Source organism: Streptomyces sp. NPDC037242, from assembly GCF_055604165.1.
On record NZ_JBVJUY010000023.1, the window covers coordinates 39,068 to 53,171 of the forward strand.

Consider the following 14,104-nt stretch of genomic DNA (forward strand, 5'->3'; position numbering starts at 1 on the left):
ACTTAGCCAGGGCGCCTCTCAGAGGAGGTCACGATGAGCAGTGAACCGACTTCCCGGGGCAGCAAACTACGGAGTCACGTTGGCTGGTGGCTTGGAACTCTCTCCGCAGTCATTGGCATACTAGCATTCATCCTGACGCAATGCTCGAGTAAGGGAATATCCTTCGACGCTTGGGGATCGAAAGCAAATGGGGCATGCGAGCAGGAGCTTCCCGTTCTGCTTGACGTTAAATACAAAGCAAATAGTGCTCTGAATTCCCTGAACCCCGATGCTCCAGTGCCCTCACCTGAGCGCGATGAGACCGCAGCGGCGATGCGGCAACTCGAGATCAGAGTGAGCCACCTTGTCGGCACTTGGAGAGGACTCGAGCAACCAGATGAACGCAAGGATGAAATTGGGCAACTCTATGATTCCGGAACGGCGCTTAGCAACGCCTACGGCGCGAGTGCGGAAGCAATTCGAACGGACACGCTTGAACAGCCTCACGTGGATGCTGAAAAGTCGGCGATATCCGATCTCCGCGAGCGACTCGACACCCTAGGGCTGGAGCGGTGCACAGTGCTGTGACCGTATAGGTTCGCCGGGTTGGGTGGTCAGACCATGGCCGGTAGTGGTCTGCCGCCCCAGCGGATGCCTCGTTCGCTGCGGATCCGTGCGCGTTCGCGTCGTTGGGCTGCCAGGACGTCGGGATGGCGGGCGTTCTGGTTGCTCGGCAGCGTCGACGGCACGCCCGCGCCGTATGCGCCGCCGGTGCTGTCGAAACGCTACTCGATGACGTGAACGAAGACAGCCGATCTGCGCTAGCTGACTCGTCTCGTGCGGGTGCGGTCTCTACGATCTGTTCATGGCCTCTGAGTTGGAAGTCGGGTTCCGGTCGCTGGACGGCACGGCGTTGGTGGGGACGGTGACGGTGCCGGAGCAGACGACGGCTGGTGTGGCTGTCCTCGTGCACGGCGCCGGGGTGACCCGGCATGAGGGCGGGTTTTTCACCCGGCTCGCCGCCGGGCTCGCCCGTGAAGGCGTGAGGTGCATGAGGTTCGACCTGCGCGCGCACGGCGCGAGCGGCGGCCGGACGCAGGAGGTGACGATCGCGGGAGTCGCCAACGACATCCGGGCAGCGGGCGATCACCTGAAGGCCGAAGCGGGTGTGGACAGGCCGGTTCACGTGATCGCGGCATCGTTCTCCGGTGGGGCCGCAGCCCTGCATGCGGCGTACCGCCCGCAGGACGTCGACCGCCTGGTGCTTCTCAATCCGCGTCTGGACTACCGGGAGCGGTACGTCACCAGCCGCCAGTACTTCGACAGCGACTACATCACGGCCTCCGCGGCCCGGGACCTGGACGAGCGCGGCTTCACGGAGAAGTCCCCATGGGAGCTGGGCCGGGCCCTGCACAACGAGGTTTTCTACCTCGATCCGGACGTCTACCTGCGCCAGGTGCAGGCGCCGGCCCTGCTGGTGCACGGGACGAAGGACACGTTCGTGCCGGTGGAGTCCTCCCGCCGCTACCTCCCGGTGTTCGGGGGCCCGGCCGAGCTCATGGAGCTGGACGGCGCACAGCACGGATTCGCCGTACACGATGATCCGCAGTACGCGCAGGCGCAGACCCAGGTGTGGCAGGCCGCTGTGATCGAGAGGGTCTGCGGCTTCCTGGCACGTTAGACCGGCAGGGCGGTCAGGGCCCGGCGGAGCTCTCGGACGGCGGGCCGTCGCGCGTACGGGCGCAGTTCGCAAACGGTGCGGCGCAGTTCACCGAGGGCCTGGCCGAAGCCGGGGCCTGCGGCGAGCTGGAGCGCGGACAGTCTCGTGGCGGCGGCATCATCGGGCTGCCCGGCGGCGGCCAGGGCACCAGCGAGATGGGCGCTGAAGAAGGCCCGATCGCGTGTGGCGAAGTCGCCGCGGGTCAGGTGCTGGCGTAGCAGGGTGACGGCTTGGCGGGGCTGGCCGGCTTCGCGGTGGCAGATGGCGCTTTGCGCCATCAACCGGTCCTCGCTGTATCCGGCACACAGCGGGCCCGTGCACGTCGCCGGCTCGGCGGGGGCCGCGGCGGCGAGGGCGTCCTGGGCCTGTCCGAGGGTCCGCGCGACGGACTTGGCCGGGGCGCCGGTGAGCGCGAGGGCGCGGGCTTCCTGCTGGAGGGCTTTGGCGCGGGCGCGCGGGGGCAGCGTCCAGGGGCCTTGGGCGGCGGCGTGTGCGAGGTCGAGCAGGAGATGCCGGGCGCGATATCTCCGCAATGCCCGATCCCTTGAAAGTACTCGGTAACCGCTCACTTCACGCGTAACGTTGCAGTTCAGCAAGTCTGCTCCCCGCACGCGCGGGGATGACCCCAGATCCGCCAGCTCGTACGCGCGGCCGAGGCTCTGCTCCCCGCACGCGCGGGGATGACCCCGACCATTATCACGGCGGACCTGACGTGTCATCTGCTCCCCGCACGCGCGGGGATGACCCCGACCATTATCACGGCGGACCTGACGTGTCATCTGCTCCCCGCACGCGCGGGGATGACCCCCTCAAGGCCGGCGACCGGGTCGCCCACCGTCGCTGCTCCCCGCACGCGCGGGGATGACCCCCCGCTACTACCCAGATCCTGAGACCAAGAGCCCTGCTCCCCGCACGCGCGGGGATGACCCCCCGATGTTCGCCGCCCTCTACCTGGTCGAGCGCTGCTCCCCGCACGCGCGGGGATGACCCCGGCGCTTCGCTGCTGACCACGTCCGGCGGTGACTGCTCCCCGCACCCGCGGGATGGCCCCGCGTCCAGGACGTTGTCGCCGCCCCAGCCGGTCTGCTCCCCGCACGCGGGGGGATGAACCCAGCTCGTAGGCGTCGGCCCTAGGGATCAGCGGCGGGGCGTCGGAGCCGTCGGCGTATGGCCCTGCTGGGTGGGCGTGGCGGTACGCGCCGCCTGGGGCGCCAGTGTCTGGTCCTGCCGGGCGCGCAGGGCGGCAGCGCGTTCGTCGGTCTCGTGCGCGTGGCGGACGGGGGCCGTCGAGCGCAGCTCCTCGCGGAGGGCCGTCTCCTGCCGTAGCTCCGTCGCCGTCGTGTGGTGCCGTACGGCCGCTGCGCGTTGTGCCGCCGCGGCGGCGTGCAGCTGCTGGACGTCTTCGGCTACGCGGGCGTCGAGGCGGGTGGCCAGTACGGGGACGTGCTGCCGCATCGCCTCCACCAGCGCGGACATCGTCTCGGCGTCCCGGGGCGGTGTGGGCGTCCTTCCCGGCGCGAGCAGCGAGGCGTGCGGGTGGGTGGTGAGGGTCTGCCAGGCCTCGCGCAGTGCCTCGACCGAGGCCTGGGAGGCACGCTGGGACTCCGAGGTCGCGGCCGCGTACTGCTGCTCGTACCGGGCGGCGAGGGCGAGCGCTTCCCTGCGGCTCGTCCCGGCCAGCCGCAGTGCGAGGCGGCTCTTGTGGCCGGACTCCGCGATCTGGTCGCGGATGCGGCGGATCGACTCGGCGTGGCGACCCGCCGCCCCGTGGCGCTGCGCTTCCTCCCATGCCCGATCGGCCAGGGCGGCCGCGCGGGAGAGCACCGCGTACGCGTCCGCGGCAAGCGCGCCTCCCGGCGTGACGGGGGAGTCCAGCCTGCGCTGCTGCTCGGCGGCCCGGCGTTCGTACGCGGAGGCGGCGTCCTCGGCGCGCTGCGCGGCAGCGGTCTCCTCCGCAGCCCGGGCGGGCAGGTGCGGGGTGAGCAAGGGCCCGTGCGGGCGCTGCTGCCAAGGGGTGTAGGTGGGCTCCGCGCGCACAAGGGCGCGGGCCGCGGGGATCCGGGCGAGCTCGTCGGTGACCATGAAGTCGTCGCCGTCGTCCTGCAGGAGGCGCCCGTACGCCGCGACCGCACGGTCCAAACGTTCGGCATCCGAGCGGGCCGGGCCCAGTTCGGCCCGGGTGGGGTGGTCTTCCAGCTCGTCCAGCGGCAGGTGGAGGTGACTCTCCAGTCGGGCGCGGGACATGGCCGGGTAGAGGGTGTGGGAGTCGGCGTGCAGCCCGTAGGCGATGGCGACGTCCGCGGTCAGTCCCTGTGCCGAGGCGATCGTCATGGCGTACGCGTGCGTGAGGCGGCCCTCGGCGATGTCGCGGGCCGACATCCAGGCCTCGTACAGCGCGAACCCGCCCGTCGGCCGGGGACGGCGCCATTGGACGAGTACGCCCTGGCGGTCGTCCAGCGCCAGGACCACGCCGCGGAAGCCGTTGAGGACATCGACCCCGGACTGCTCCCTGCGGCTGCGGTAGTCGTTGCGGCGGATGTGGACCAGGTCCCCGGCCGCGAACCGGATCCGCTCCCCGCCCGCGACCGCGTACGTGCGGCCCTCGTCGAGTTCGCCGGAGGCGACCAGTACGGCGCGGGCACCGGCGTTGAGGGCGGCGACGTCCGCGCGGCGGGCGGCGAGCAGCAGCAGGCCGGCGACCTGGCCGTGGGGGTCGCCGGCCCAGCGGGTACGGGCGTCGTTCCAGGCGCCGAGCATCGAGGTCAGGGCGTCGGTGGCGGTGTCGTCGGCGTGGACGCGGCCGTGTGCGGCGAAGGCGGCCAGTGCGCCGGTACGGGCGCCCGTACGCCAGTCCCGGAGCGCGGCCCGCTCCGCGAGGTCGCGCTGGCGGCGGTTCTCGGTGAGCTCGAGGCCGTCGACGATGCGGTGGACGCGGGCGAAGCCGCCGCCGATTCCGACGGCGCGCAGTTGCTGCGGGTCTCCGACGGCGACGACCTTGGTGCCGGTGGCGGCCGCGTGCCGCAGCAGTACGGCCAGTGCGCGGTCGTCGACCATCGCCGCCTCATCGATGACGAGTACGCCGATCCCCTGCAGGCCGCGGCCGTTGCTGATCCCGCGGGTCCACGCGGCGATGGTCCGGGACTCGATACCTGCCTCGGCAGCGAGGTTGGCGGCCGCGACGGCCGCGGTCGACGCGCCGGCGGCGCGCAGCCCGGCAGCCTCCCAGCCGGTGCGGGCGGCCTGCATGAGGGTGGTCTTACCCGCGCCGGCCACGCCGATGACCGCGTCGACCGCGTGGCCGGCGGTCAGCAGCCGCATCACCACGGCGCGCTGCTCGGCGCTGAAGACGAAGGGCCGGCCGTCGCCGTCGCGGTCGCGGTCGCCGGAGTTGGCGACCTCGACCGCCGAGATCGTCATCTCGGCGGCGCCGGCGGTCAGGCAGGCCGCCCGGTGCCGGTGCAGGCCGGCCGTGGCGCACTCGATCACCGCCTGCTCGGCGGCCACCACCGTGGTGTGCGTGTAGCGCTGCCGGTGCGTGTGGTGGCCGCGGTTGGAGTCGGCCAGGCGCACCGCGTGCCCGCCCACCGCCAGGACTTCGTCCGTGAGCTCGGTCAGCTGCCGCACCGACTCGAGGTACGGCAGCGTCTTCGCGACGGCGGCCATGACATGCGTGTGGGCGACGGTCTTCCGGCCTGCGGTCAGGCCGTGCTCGGCGTCCCAGACCTGCGCGGCGATCTCCTCCGGCCCCGGCATCCGCGGACCGCCGCCGGCCGACAGCGGGGGCGCCGGGCCGTCCCGCCCGGGCAGCGCGGCCGCGACCATCGCATCGACCGCCGCCTCACCGCCGAGGACCGCGGCCGCCCGAGTACGCCAGGCCTCCCTCGGCGCGTCCGGCCCGGTGTCCTCCTTGGCCTCCGCGCTCTTGCGGGCCGCCGCCTTCTGCTGCTCGCGCGAGGCGCCGTGGCCCGCGAGGTCGAGGACCTGCCGGTGGCGCCGGGAGAACGCGTCACGAAGCCCTTCGTCCACCCCGGCGAGCTCCCACGCCCCCGTACGCTCCGAGCGCTCGAAGGCAGCCCCGTACTCCTCCGTGAACCGCGCCCGGAGCCGACCCTCGGCGATCTCGTTGACCAGGTGGGCGTAACGGTGCAGGTCCTCACCGCCACCCGCGATCGTGCGCCACTTGCCGTCAACGCACTTCGCCAAGTGCGCGATGTTCACGTGGACGTGCAGGTGCGGGTCGCCCGGCGAACCGTCCACGGGACGCGCGGAACGGTGCAGCGTCGTCCAGCCGATCAGCCCCGACGTCGCCACCCGCTCGGCCCGCTGCCCGCCCCCGTGATGGCCGGACATCCCGTACGCCGCCCACGCCTCCAGCGCGTGCACCGCCTCGCCGACCGAGGCCAGCCAGTCCTCCTCGATCCGCGCGGCGAGCTCCGGGCCGGCCAGCCCGTAGACGGCGGAGACGCTCTTCGGTAGATCCAGGGTGATGTCCACGCCGCGCAGGCCGACGTCGACGTGGTGCCGCATCCACTTCCGCGCCTCGGCCACGGTGTCGGCGCCGTGCAGCTCCTCCACCGGGAGCCCGGCGGCAGCGGCCAGCCGCTCGGCATCGGCCAACGGCAGCAGATGCGCTTCCCCATCGCGCAGGACGCCGCGCTCGGCCCGGGCGAACCGCGCAGCCAGCGCCGGCCGGCCCAGGTACTCGGAGACCGACCGCCCGCTCTCCGCCGCGGCCCGGGACACGGCGTCGACGAGAACCCGGGCAGTGACCTTCCCGCGCGGATCGAGCACCTTCTTGCGGGCCACGAGCTGCTCACCCGTACGCCAGTCCCGCCCGTCCATCAACGCCCGCGCGGCAACCGGATCCACCCGCTCCCCGGCGACCAGCCCCAACTCACCGAGCCCGCCGCCGATCCACCGCAGGCTGCTCTCCCCGGCCAGCCGGTCCTCGACCTGCGCGTCCTCTTCCCGGTCACACCCGCAGTCCTCGCTGAGCCGGTACTCGACCTGCTCAAGGGCGTAGATGGGCGTCGCGTAACCCACCTGCCCACCCCCTGCCTGGTGCCGACCGCGCTGCCATCCATGATCGTGATACGAAGATACCTGGAGTGCTAACTGTCATTCATCCATATGGGAATTCATTGTCGGACAGATTCCCAATCGTCGTTGTCAAGCAGTTGGCCGCTGATGGCGAGGTCTATCGTGGGCGACCGTTGAGCGCCGCGCGTTCCCCGGGGTGCTTCGTGCGGCTACTCTCCGAGAGCGGCTCGGGCTGCCGCGAGGCGACTCCTGGACTCGGCTATCCACCCTTCGCCCATGTCGAGTGGCACGGAGACGACAATCCGGCTGCCAGACCCGTCGTGCACTTCGACCAAGTAAGGGTCTTCAGCGATGAAGCGGAGGTAGGCCGAGTTGCCGGCTCGGGGCCAGTCAGCTGTGAGCGGCTCGTCCGCTCCATCGTCCTGCTCGGCTTCCTCAACGGCGTTCAGGAGCTGACCCCAGTCCGCGAGGTCGCCGGAGTCGAACCCGAGGTAGACGCTTCCGTTCACGAAGTCGCTCGCGATGACGGCCACCGCGTCGTAATACCTGACTCCCAGACTTTCCATAGTTGCCGCGCGCGAGAGCAGACGAACGCTGATGCTCTGACCCGCGTCGGCCAGCCGGATCAGCTCTATCGCGTCGGGCTGTGTGCTCGTGTCCATGGCCGGGAACTTACGGCAGGAGCTCCGGCCTGGTTCTGACAGGTGGGATGTCGCCGCCCCGGCAGCCCCGCGGCACCGGCTCCCCTCGAACTGATGAACCCGCGCCGAATCGGATACAGCCGGCCCGCCCCGCCGACTAAAGCGGGCACGGTGACCGCCGTCCCGGAATCGGTCGTTTCCGGGACGTCCGCCCGAGACGACGCCCGGCGACGGGAACCCGTCCCGAAAGGCGTCCCGGAACCCCGGGCGGGCAAAGGAAGCGGCACGAGAGTGACCTTCGCTCTCGATCCGGAGTACGTCGGGCATCCCTCCGCCCTGCCCACGGACCTTGAACTCCTGGACCTACACGGCCCTTACTGCTCCGCGCCAGCTGGCCCTGGGCAGGTCATTATCCGGGATCGCCGCGATGGTGGAACCGACCAAGAGGTCCTCTACAGATAGCGCCGCCGACGGCACCACGCAGGCTCGGCTCTCCCGTGGAGCCCCCAGCTCAGGCACCCCTGGCGAGCAGGATCGATTCACCGACACACATGCGTGTCGTCATGCATTGAGTCCGTGTCAGTAGCCCGGGAACAGCGGACGGGGCCGTCGGTGAGCCAGGAGCCGTCGCCCAGGGGCTCCAGGTCGTAAGGGTGGGCCGCCTCGACGGTCATCTCGCCGCTGACCGTGCCCGTACTCACGTCGATCAAGTGGTGGCGGAACCATTCCTCCCCGTCCTCGGTCTCACTGCCGAGCGTGACGACGGCCGTGTCTGGGGTCAGATAGCCGCCGCTCCATTCCATGAAGGTCTCCGGGTCGTACCCGAAGGCCTCGACGGGGAGGGTGAAGAGCACCTCTCCGCTGGGGTGGCGGTGGAAGGCGACGTCCGCCTGCCCGTGGTCGACGGTCATGAACTGCTCCCCGCCTGGAGCCAGGTCGATTAGGCAGCGGTCCGACCACGGGTACGTCACGAACTTCACCTCACCGTCGGCCCCGGCCGTACCTCGGAGAATGACGGAGCCGTCCTGGCCCTCACCGATGTCGAGGTAGATGCTGCCGTCCACGGGGTGAACGTGGTGGCTGGCGCCGTGCCCGACCGTCTCCAGCTCCCGGCGGGCGAGGACCGCCCCGCTGTCGACGTCGTACACGACCCACTGGTCTCCGCCCCCGCGTCCCGCCATCGCGTCCGGCCGGTAGACCCACACGGTCCGGCCGTCCAGGGACAGCGCACAACCAGGCCGGTGGCCATGTGGCACGTCGGAGTGCGGCTCGAAGTCCGACGCCCACACCAGGTCACCCGCGCGCGTGAGGCAGACGACCCGGTTGAGCGTCGTGTACACGACTCGCTCCAGATCGGGCCGTACCACCGACGCCACGACCTCGTCGCCAGCCTGCGGCTGGAACACCGCGGCGGGCTCCAGCGTCCCGAAAGCACCGGAGTCGATTACGTAGGCATAGATCCACCCGTCGCGGTGACGGGTCATGACCTTCAGATGCTGCGGAGGAACCATTCGCCGAGGCTAGCGCCCAGCTCAGGCACCCGACGGGCGGGGCTGGCCTGCACGATTCCGCCGCCCATGACAACTCGCGACGCTTCCAGCGAGGCGACCTTCCCGGAGGATCGACGCTGCGGCGCTACTTGATCAAGTGGAAATCAGGATGTTGCAGCCATGCCTGCAGAAATTCCACGTCCCCGACGTGTCGAAGCCACCGTCCACCGCCCCCAGTGTCATAGAAGACCTCCGCGAGATTTCCCGGGAGGGCTGACGCCAGTGCTCTCGCCCGGGCCAGGACGGCCTCGGTGCCCGTGTCCTCTCCTGTGCTGGGACGGCTGCTCAAGAGGCCGTCGAAGTCGACTAGGGCATCGAGGCGGCAGGCCAGAGCGAGCGTCAGGTGACCGAGCAGCATATGGTTCACCGAACCCGAGCAGCCGGCGCCGACTACCAGCCCCTGCGCCGGTGGCCGCGAAAAGCATGAGTAGTCCTCGTCCTCGGCAGGCATCTCCTCGTCCTCTGACAGGAAAAACACGCCGACGCCGGCTGGATCGAAGGCCCACAGGCCCAAGGCCGACCCGTCGCGCACCCAGAAGTCCACGTCGCCGCTGGCCTTGGTCTCCACCGGGTCGCAGAAGGTCTCCAACCACGGGACCACGTCGGCCAGGATGTCCGCGAACCCGCGCTGTTCGAAGAGCCACAGTCCAACTGCCGGTCCCGCCATACCGCCCCCAGAACTTCGTGCACCAAGTGCCACCAGGACCCGGTTCTAGCAGGTCCCGGCGGCGAACGTCTGATCACGGCGACGGCTCAAGTGCGTTGCTGTAGCGACCCGACCCGTGGTCAGCCGACTTCAGGTACCGCGCCAAGCGGAGCAGGATCCTCCGCGGTGGCACGCCGGATGTGGCCTACCCACGAATCCGGCGTCAGGGATGAAGATCGCCGTCTGTACGTCCTCAAGGGCCGCGTCGGCGGGCATCGGGACCTTGCCGCATCCGCCACCCGCGTCGTCGGCAATGAACGTGTAGGGCCACACGTCTTGCCCAGTCAGCAGGATGATCTCCTTCGGTATGCCGAAGGGGGGCCGCTTCTTCTTCGTCTTGGGTCGTCTCGCCACGGTGCCATCCAACCTGACGGACCGCATGGTCAGGCACCCGGCATGCACACCGCAGCCCCTTCCATGGGCTGAGAACCATCCCAGACACAACTCTGCGCGCCACTGACATCTACTCTGCGCACGACAGCAAGCTCAGATTCTGATCAAGAACGTTGTAGGGCCGAACGGACCTTGGCTAGTTTCTGGGAACGCTCCGCCACTGACCAGGCCGGAGCCTCAAAAGGGGGAACAATATGGGCACTTCTGTGCGCAATTTCGTCACGGCCACCACCGCGTCGGCCGTACTCGCCGGCGGGCTGATCGGGCTGTCGGCAACGCCCGCGTCCGCAGGCGAGGTCTGTGACGACGTCTACAAGCGCAAGTACACGGAGATCTCGTCCACGTGGCACAAGGTGGTCGCGTCGGGGGTCATCGACAACCGCCGCAGTGATGCCTCCGTCCGCGAAAGCATCGCCGCGACGGTGAGCGCCAGCCTGACGGGCAAAGTCGAGGGTGAGATCGGGGGCAAGATCGATCTGGCCGCGGCGGAGATCAGCTCCAAGCTCGGGGTGAGCGTCGAGGCCAGCGCCTCCATCTCCAAGGGCAAGACCACGATGGTCGTGGCGCCCGCCCGCAAGCGGACCAACTACAAGATCGGCATCAAGAAGCGGGAATACCAGGTGTACGTCACGCATCAGTTCCGGAGCTGCCACGTCTCCAACTACTGGGCGAAGGTCACGGTGGCGGACTCGTACACCGAGACCTGGAACGGCTGAGCCTTCGTTCGAGCGCAGGCCTTGAACGCGCTCGAGCCTGGTCAACGTCTTCGCAGTTCAGTGGACGTGTAGACGGCCTTCGCCTGATCCTGTGCTCCGTCACGGAGTGGATCAGGCGAAGGCCGTCTACATGTCCGCCACCGGGGCGCATCTGACTCCGATCGCTGTGCCACCCTGCACATCCCACTGACATCTACTCTCCGCACGACAACAGTGTGAACCCAGAGTCCGTGTCAGTAGATGGTGACGGCACTGGAAGCCCCAGGGCCACCACAACCCGGGCCTGACCGACGCCGGGCTGTGGCGGACATTTCGTGACGCACACGATGGCGGGGGACCGATGGTTGGCTCATGCTTGATCGCTAGCGCCGGGGCCCGAGAGCCCGGTATGCCTTGAGGGGGTCCGCGGTGGTGGTCGGTGAACTGGTACATGCAGAACTGCAACGCGTCGATTGGTCGTCGTTGGAGTGCGGCTGCGGTGACTCTGCGGAGCATGTGCCGCTTCTGATCGAGGCGATCATCACTGCTGAGACACCCCAGGACATGATCGGATACACCCTCGATGGTCATGTCGAGGAAAGCACGATCATCTTCGAGTCCACTCCGCCAGCTGTCGGCGTGATCATGGCCGCGCTGGCGGGCGACCTCTCCACACTGGCCCGAGACGTGCTGCTGCAGACGTTGTGGTTCGTGGCTGCAGGTTCCGGCGACCACCGGCCGACTGCGGGAAGCGAGGGTCTGGGCGAGGCATGCAGGCGACACGTGCAGGAGGGGTTCTGGAGGCTTGTCCAGATCGGGCTCACAGGTACTGCGGAAGACGCCGAAACGGTGGCCGACATCTGCGCGCACTTCGAGCTGGGCGGTGACAAAGCCGCCTTCTACCAGGCCGAGCTTCGCGAGCGGGTGCGCACGAAGACCAAGCGCGGGCGACGCGTCTGACGCTTTGAAGATCAGGGTGGTTGGGCGAGGACGAGGGTTCGTAAGAGGCCGAAAGAAGCGCGGCCGTATGACCGACGCTTGATCAGTTTGATGCGTGTGACCTGCCCCTCGACGGCACCGGAGCTCCAGTGGAGCGTCAGGCCGTTGACGACGGCGTCCCAGTCGTTCTGGAGGAAGGCCGCGAAGCCCTGGATCGGCTGGGGACCTTGGTCGAGAGCGCGTGCCATCCAGCTGGTGAGGTCGTGACCTCGGCGTTCGCGGGCGATGGCACTGAACTCGTGGGCGAGGTCGCGGGCGGTGGCCAGGTTCGGGGCAGGCATCCAGGATTCGGTCGAGTTGTTCACGCTGGTTGTCGGTCAGTTTGTCGGGACGGCGCATGATCCAGGTCGTGATGCGGCGGGGGCTGGGGATCGGCTGCGGTGGTTCGGGGATGGCCGTGCCGGCGCGGAGTGTCGCGATGTACTTGGTGACAACGACGCGACTGCCGCGGTAGCCGCGTTCGCGAATCTCACGGAAGAGGCCCGCGGCGTTGGTCGAGCCGCTGCGGAAGCGGTGCTGTAGGTAGGGCTTGAAGCTGTTGATGTGGCCGTTGGGCCGGCGTTCGCGTGCGGAGGCGAGGATCTGGTCGAGGTCGGTGGTCAGGTAGTGTCGCACCGTCTTACGGTCCCGCCCGAGGCGGCGCGCGATGGCGCTGATGGTCCAGCCGCAGTCTCGGAGCTGGTGGATGTCTGTGTGCCACTGGCGGACCCGGGCGAGGAGCTGGCTGTCCGGCGGGTCTGCGGGCTCCGGTGGCCCAATCAACGCTGCCAGCGTCGCGAGGTCCGATGCCTCCGGGGGCTGGTCCGGATCGTTGGACTCGGCGTCTTTGCGCAGGCAGGCGCGATGCTGGTGAGCGGTCCGTTCGACTGCGCGGGCAAGTGAATGGAGCAAGTGCCACCTGTCCGCAACTTCAATCGCGTCGGGCGCCGCGCGAGCGGCGGCCTGGCTGAACGTGCTGCACCGGTCCCGGCAGATCACCTTGATGCCGGGGTGAGCGGCGAGCCAGGCGGCCACCGTGTCGGCGCTGCGGTCGGGCAACAGGTCGACCGGCCGTCGTGTTTCGACGTCGATCAGCACGGTGCCGTAGGTGGCGCCCCGGCGGAACGCGAACTCGTCGATGCCCAAGACCGTGACCTGGCCGGACGGCGGATCCGGGAGCCGCCGCACTTCCCGCACGATCACGTCTCGGCTCGCCCGGACCGGCAGGTAGGCGGCGAGCCGGGCGCCGGCCCGACCGCCGACGGCCAGCCCGATCGCCTGCACCATCCTGGCAACTGCCACGGTCCGTCGCCGGTACGGCGTCGTCAGGTGATCCATCTGTTCCGCGAATGTCCGGCGTTCGCAGGAAGCGTTGTCACAGAGGAACCGGCGCACCCGCAGCCGGAGAATCACCCGCCGGCCACCGATTGGGCGGTCCGCCAGCCGTCGTCCGTACGTGCTGTGGACCCGCACGGCCGCCATGCCGCACGACGGGCACGTCGCCGCCCGGTGCCCCGCATGCACATCGAGCGTGACGGTGTCCCCGATCACCTCAACCCCGTCCACGACCACACCGTCGACGTCAGGCCACACCAAGTCCCAGAACTGCCGTTCATCCCCCACAAACACCATGGTGAGGAACAGACATCGGGGGCTACACGGGATGTTTGGAACTGACCGTCACGAAATATCCGCCACAGCCAATTTCAAGGCTGTGGCGGATATTTCGTGACGGTCAGCACAGACTCGTTCTCGGCCCCTGCACGTGAGAGAGCCTGGTGGGGGAAAATCCGCTGGTGGCGAGGTGACGTGCTAAGTGATGCTGCGATCGTGATCGAACAGGATGAGGCAGTACGCATCGTTGAGGAAGAGCTGGAGCGTGGCCATCAGGCGATGGTTGCCGCTGGCGTCGAGCAGTTCCCTCGCAGCGTGGTCGTGCACGTAGACGAGCACGAGCTTGTCTGGAAGGTCTACGTCCAATCCGAGGAGTATGCGCGAACGCGCAACGCAGCCGCGATGCTGGTTGGACACGGTCCGTATCTGGTCGACCGCATCGACGGCGGGCTGCACGCGATTGGGGTCCTCTCCGAGGTCGAGGGGGCGTGGGAGGACGACTACCGTGGTCGTATCCGAGGACTGCCGGTCCGCACTCCGGTGGATGATCTCCACGACGAGCTACGGACGACAGCTGAGGCAGCGGGCGGGCGCATGGCCGCTGTCCGTGCCCTTCGCCGGAAGGTGGCCGGACTCTCCCCGACGCATGCCCTCGCATACGTAACCGGGCTGCTCGCAGGCGAAGTACCACCTCAGCTCCTGGCCATCGCTCACCAGGAGCTGGTGAATCCCATTGATCGTGTGCTCGCCGTGCGTACCTACGGCGTTGATGCGGATTTCTGAGACGC

At 69.1% G+C, this 14,104-nt stretch carries 11 protein-coding genes, 2 pseudogenes and 1 CRISPR repeat array; of the genes and pseudogenes, 5 read left to right on the forward strand and 8 right to left on the reverse strand.

What is annotated here, in order from left to right; genetic code table 11:
* Positions 1–33 precede the first annotated feature (33 nt).
* Entirely contained in the window at positions 34–567 is a 534-nt protein-coding gene (locus tag ACZ7GJ_RS25365) for a hypothetical protein (RefSeq protein WP_470754964.1), read from the forward strand.
* Positions 568–593: 26 nt separating this feature from the next.
* Here ACZ7GJ_RS25365 and ACZ7GJ_RS25370 read toward each other — a convergent pair.
* Positions 594–707: pseudogene (locus ACZ7GJ_RS25370) on the reverse strand (integrase); the annotation flags it as partial.
* 137 nt (positions 708–844) lie between these two features.
* Between ACZ7GJ_RS25370 and ACZ7GJ_RS25375 the strand changes: the two are divergent.
* Complete coding sequence (locus tag ACZ7GJ_RS25375; RefSeq protein WP_470754966.1) at positions 845–1,660, forward strand: alpha/beta hydrolase; 816 nt, start codon at positions 845–847, stop codon at positions 1,658–1,660.
* On the opposite strand, the gene ACZ7GJ_RS25380 is transcribed toward ACZ7GJ_RS25375, so the two are convergent.
* From ACZ7GJ_RS25380 to ACZ7GJ_RS25400, 5 genes are all read right to left on the reverse strand, one after another.
* Positions 1,657–2,232, reverse strand: coding sequence for a hypothetical protein (locus tag ACZ7GJ_RS25380; RefSeq protein ID WP_470754967.1), 576 nt, complete (start codon positions 2,230–2,232; stop codon positions 1,657–1,659). The two genes, ACZ7GJ_RS25375 and ACZ7GJ_RS25380, sit on opposite strands and share 4 nt — an antisense overlap.
* Positions 2,233–2,297: 65 nt before the next feature.
* Positions 2,298–2,690: direct repeats of the CRISPR family, unit length 29 nt; unit sequence CTGCTCCCCGCACGCGCGGGGATGACCCC.
* Between the two features lie 146 nt (positions 2,691–2,836).
* Complete coding sequence (mobF, locus tag ACZ7GJ_RS25385) at positions 2,837–6,742, reverse strand: MobF family relaxase (protein WP_470754968.1); 3,906 nt, start codon at positions 6,740–6,742, stop codon at positions 2,837–2,839.
* Positions 6,743–6,948: 206 nt separating this feature from the next.
* A complete protein-coding gene (locus tag ACZ7GJ_RS25390; RefSeq protein WP_470754970.1) occupies positions 6,949–7,401 on the reverse strand; it encodes a DUF5959 family protein in 453 nt (150 codons plus the stop codon).
* A 518-nt stretch (positions 7,402–7,919) separates the two neighbouring features.
* Entirely contained in the window at positions 7,920–8,891 is a 972-nt protein-coding gene (locus ACZ7GJ_RS25395) for a hypothetical protein (RefSeq protein WP_470754971.1), read from the reverse strand.
* A 124-nt stretch (positions 8,892–9,015) separates the two neighbouring features.
* The gene (locus tag ACZ7GJ_RS25400) at positions 9,016–9,597 is read right to left on the reverse strand and encodes a DUF6368 family protein (RefSeq protein ID WP_470754972.1); all 582 of its coding nucleotides are present in this window, start codon (positions 9,595–9,597) and stop codon (positions 9,016–9,018) included.
* Between the two features lie 626 nt (positions 9,598–10,223).
* Here ACZ7GJ_RS25400 and ACZ7GJ_RS25405 point away from each other — a divergent pair.
* Both ACZ7GJ_RS25405 and ACZ7GJ_RS25410 read left to right on the forward strand, forming a co-directional pair.
* Entirely contained in the window at positions 10,224–10,745 is a 522-nt protein-coding gene (locus ACZ7GJ_RS25405; protein ID WP_470754974.1) for a hypothetical protein, read from the forward strand.
* A gap of 408 nt (positions 10,746–11,153) precedes the next feature.
* Positions 11,154–11,684, forward strand: coding sequence for a hypothetical protein (locus ACZ7GJ_RS25410; RefSeq protein WP_470754976.1), 531 nt, complete (start codon positions 11,154–11,156; stop codon positions 11,682–11,684).
* Between the two features lie 11 nt (positions 11,685–11,695).
* On the opposite strand, the gene ACZ7GJ_RS25415 is transcribed toward ACZ7GJ_RS25410, so the two are convergent.
* Both ACZ7GJ_RS25415 and ACZ7GJ_RS25420 read right to left on the reverse strand, forming a co-directional pair.
* Positions 11,696–12,004 (reverse strand): transposase, encoded by a 309-nt coding sequence (locus tag ACZ7GJ_RS25415; protein WP_470754977.1) that lies wholly within the window; start codon positions 12,002–12,004, stop codon positions 11,696–11,698.
* A gap of 46 nt (positions 12,005–12,050) precedes the next feature.
* Positions 12,051–13,334, reverse strand: a pseudogene (locus tag ACZ7GJ_RS25420) (ISL3 family transposase); the annotation flags it as partial.
* 198 nt (positions 13,335–13,532) lie between these two features.
* Here ACZ7GJ_RS25420 and ACZ7GJ_RS25425 point away from each other — a divergent pair.
* Entirely contained in the window at positions 13,533–14,099 is a 567-nt protein-coding gene (locus tag ACZ7GJ_RS25425) for a YrhB domain-containing protein (protein ID WP_470754978.1), read from the forward strand.
* The last annotated feature ends 5 nt before the right edge of the window (positions 14,100–14,104 follow it).

Bases quoted from the DNA above. Each gene is read 5' to 3' on its own strand.
- ACZ7GJ_RS25415 (WP_470754977.1), bottom strand. From the start codon at position 12,004: ATGCCTGCCCCGAACCTGGCCACCGCCCGCGACCTCGCCCACGAGTTC.
- ACZ7GJ_RS25400 (WP_470754972.1), bottom strand. From the start codon at position 9,597: ATGGCGGGACCGGCAGTTGGACTGTGGCTCTTCGAACAGCGCGGGTTC.
- ACZ7GJ_RS25375 (WP_470754966.1), top strand. From the start codon at position 845: ATGGCCTCTGAGTTGGAAGTCGGGTTCCGGTCGCTGGACGGCACGGCG.
- ACZ7GJ_RS25395 (WP_470754971.1), bottom strand. From the start codon at position 8,891: ATGGTTCCTCCGCAGCATCTGAAGGTCATGACCCGTCACCGCGACGGG.
- ACZ7GJ_RS25365 (WP_470754964.1), top strand. From the start codon at position 34: ATGAGCAGTGAACCGACTTCCCGGGGCAGCAAACTACGGAGTCACGTT.
- ACZ7GJ_RS25405 (WP_470754974.1), top strand. From the start codon at position 10,224: ATGGGCACTTCTGTGCGCAATTTCGTCACGGCCACCACCGCGTCGGCC.
- ACZ7GJ_RS25390 (WP_470754970.1), bottom strand. From the start codon at position 7,401: ATGGACACGAGCACACAGCCCGACGCGATAGAGCTGATCCGGCTGGCC.